Raw genomic sequence first — 3,140 nt, forward strand, 5'->3', positions numbered from 1 at the left:
GCTTGTCCTATCCCTGATGCTCACATCCGCTAATTTCTCAGCTCACTTCTTTGGCATCGCGTAACTACGAGAAACGAATTCCGTCTCTTTGACTTGGTGAGCATGATTAATATAAGAAGCTAGGCTGTAAAGTACATTCGCTAATAAGTTCGCGTAACGAAACAAAATAGGTGAGGGCTGCTTCTTACCTGTATGTTCAACGGCAACTAATGCTCGTACCGTTTTTTTAGCTTGGCAACGGCACAAATGCAATTGACTGGCTGCCGAGTGCCCTCCGGGTAGAACAAAGCCTTTGAAGCCGCCATCAATACGTTGCTTGAGCAAAGCATAATCGGCCTTTAACTCTTCAACTTCCGCTTCTGTAATCGCTAATTTTCCGCGAACCGAACCATTTAGATGATAAACATTAGGCTGCATTCTTGTCAGTATATCGCGGCTAAACTCGTCCAATTCCATAGCGAGAACAAGGCCAATACGACTACAAAGTTCATCTGCTGTAATTTCAAAGTCACAAACCGGACTGTCCTCGTAAATAAACGGATAGCAAATCTCGCTCAATTCCTTGCTTACAGGTTTCATGCTTTTGTTCCAATATAAAAAAGGGAGTCAGTATAACCTAACTCCCTTTAAACGTTCATTATGCCAAATGATCGACATTCATATGATCGGTTTACAATCAGGCACTTTCGACTTTCTTGTGACCTTCTTGAAGGTGAACAAAATCGACTAAATCATCACCAGACACTTGATACGCCTGACCAAAACCTTTAACAAATAGCCCCGATTCTGGCTTTAAGTTGAACAAAACGAAATCCTCTAGCTGGCTTAGACCATCAATAATCTCACCAAAACGCTCTTTCATTTGTCCAACAACTTGTTGCCACATCTCTGTGTCTCGCTCAACTACATTTGCTACCGCATCAAAAGTTAAGCGCTTACGAGCAAACAGCTGCTTTGAAGACTCTTCATCTTCGATCATCATCAATGAAACATTTGGATTTTCTAAAAGGTTACGGGCATGACGAGCGATTTTAGAAATGAGAACGAAATAACCTTCCTGGTTTTGGACATAAGGCGCGTAGCTTACATTCGGGCGACCTTCTGCATCGACAGTTGCAAGCTGAAGTGTACGACGCTCCTGACGGAACTCTTTGATCTCTGGCCCTAAACGACCTTGCAAACGCTCTTGTTTAACTTGTTGATCCATATTGATACCTGACTTTACTAATTAGTATTCGAGTTAAGCCTCGATTATGTTTGTGATTACTTTTTTAATTCGGCTTGTAGGGCGCGAAATTCGGTTACTTGCTCTTCAATCAACTCGCGCTTTTCGTTACGGCCTAAATAAACCTTGAAAATATTGCTTCCGCACTCTGAGAAAAAACCAAAATAGTGACTCTCTCTACCCATAAACGGTTTACTGACTAATGCGACATTTTTAACGTTATCTAATTTAAGGTGGCCGTGCAGTTCACCTTCTCTACCCATTAAATTGTAATAGCCACGCGCCACTTTTCCTTTTGGAAACGGCGCTTTAACTTCAAAGATAGAACCAAAAGAGTGGACGATGGTCGTCACCGGGCCAAAACCAACCAAACTTTCTAAGATGCTTTGCGCTTGCTCTCCTGGTGCAATAGCCACCATTTCCTGAGGTAGAGCCGCAACAACCTCAAACTCGGAAATGCCAAGACGCTCTGCCATCGCAGCTGGCAATAATTGTGGTTCTTGCTCTAGTAATACTTCAACTTGTTGCTTGATTGATTCCATTGTGTCTTCCGTTTTTGTTCAATTTGTTTTCATTAATTATTGGATGCTTTCGGTACGGTTTCGTTCATCTCTGACGTGAGTACCTGAATACAACTTTGAGCCAATGACACAGCCCAGAAGCTGCCTGCAAGAGTAAGGACTGCGCTACGTTCATGTAGTTGTACTAAGCCTTTCGCTTGCCACACTTTAAATAGAGGCAATAAAAACCCGAACGCGTCCTCTCCCATAAATGATGGAAGTTGATTTGCTTGAACAATGCCACGGTCAAACGCAGATTTGAGTGCAGAAAAAAGTGGTTCTAGAGGGCTTTGCTTCATCATCATCGCGATGGTGCTTTGACCTTCTTTGACCGCTTTAATATAGGTCTCTAGTGTGCGGTGTTGCATCATCCCGTAGCCACCGATATTACCTCCAGCACCACAGCCAATTGGCAATACCTCTGCATAAGTCTTGGCTAAACTATTGTATAAACTACGCTCGCGGTTATCGATTGCCCAATGGTTCACACTCAGTTGCTTCATATGGTGTTTGGCCATAAAGTTCACACCGAGCTCATACATTCCCGCTTTTTCTGGTGTGGTCGCAGGTGGCGGGATTTTTCCCTTTTCTACGAGGTTGAGCATGGGAGCTGACCCACCAACCACTAACTGATACAAGTCCAGTCCGTGTGCGCCAGTCGAGAGGAAATCATTTAAATCTTGCTCTAACACTTCTTTGGTTTGATAAGGTAAGCCATAGAGTAAATCAATAATGACCGGAATTTTGTCTTCTTTGGCGATCTCGCTCACCCGTTTGAGGACATCTTCTCTATCATCTAAACGTTTTGCGCTGCGGCGCACTTGTGTATTAAAACTTTGCACACCAAAAGAGAAACGATTAAACCCACCGTCTAAAGCGCCTTGATACAACTCATCAGAAAAACGATTGATGCGACCTTCTAAGGTGATTTCGCAGTCTGCGGCCAAAGGAAAGTGGTCTCGGATAGCCTGGCCTAACACACGAACCTGTATTGGAGATAAATCCGTTGGCGTTCCGCCCCCGATATATACGGCGTGAAAAATACCATTTTGTGTCCAAGGTAATGCCGCTTTCTCTCTAAGCTCCTGCATTAATGCTTCAAAGTACTCATCAACCAGTGTGCGACTTGCAGCATTTTGAAAGAAGTTACAAAAAGTGCAACGAACGCGACAAAACGGAACATGAATATAAAGACAGCGCTTATTGGTCGCTTTAATTGAGTTAGCCGTAATACTCGAAAAAATCGCCTGTTGTTGAGACGAGGGCACAGGTACGCTCGCTCCCCCGGCATGTGCAGAATGCTTCTTAACAAAAGCAAATCGCAATGGATCAGGACTATCACTGCCCAACACTGA

General features: G+C 43.7%; 4 protein-coding genes. All 4 read right to left on the bottom strand.

Going from position 1 to position 3,140, the window contains the following annotated elements:
• Positions 1 to 42: 42 nt before the first annotated feature.
• A complete protein-coding gene (locus tag IQR33_RS02200; protein ID WP_053303815.1) occupies positions 43 to 579 on the bottom strand; it encodes an ATP:cob(I)alamin adenosyltransferase in 537 nt (178 codons plus the stop codon).
• A 97-nt stretch (positions 580 to 676) separates the two neighbouring features.
• Positions 677 to 1,207 carry a heme utilization protein HutZ gene (gene hutZ, locus IQR33_RS02205; RefSeq protein ID WP_005375331.1) on the bottom strand — a complete coding sequence of 177 codons (531 nt, stop codon included), beginning with the start codon at positions 1,205 to 1,207 and terminating at the stop codon, positions 677 to 679.
• A 56-nt stretch (positions 1,208 to 1,263) separates the two neighbouring features.
• A complete protein-coding gene (gene hutX / locus IQR33_RS02210; protein WP_053303816.1) occupies positions 1,264 to 1,767 on the bottom strand; it encodes a heme utilization cystosolic carrier protein HutX in 504 nt (167 codons plus the stop codon).
• A 32-nt stretch (positions 1,768 to 1,799) separates the two neighbouring features.
• Positions 1,800 to 3,140: heme anaerobic degradation radical SAM methyltransferase ChuW/HutW (gene hutW, locus IQR33_RS02215; RefSeq protein WP_193843469.1), on the bottom strand; the 1,341-nt coding region annotated here is incomplete at its 5' end.

The organism is Vibrio sp. OPT46, assembly GCF_015163535.1.
Lineage (GTDB): Bacteria > Pseudomonadota > Gammaproteobacteria > Enterobacterales > Vibrionaceae > Vibrio > Vibrio alginolyticus.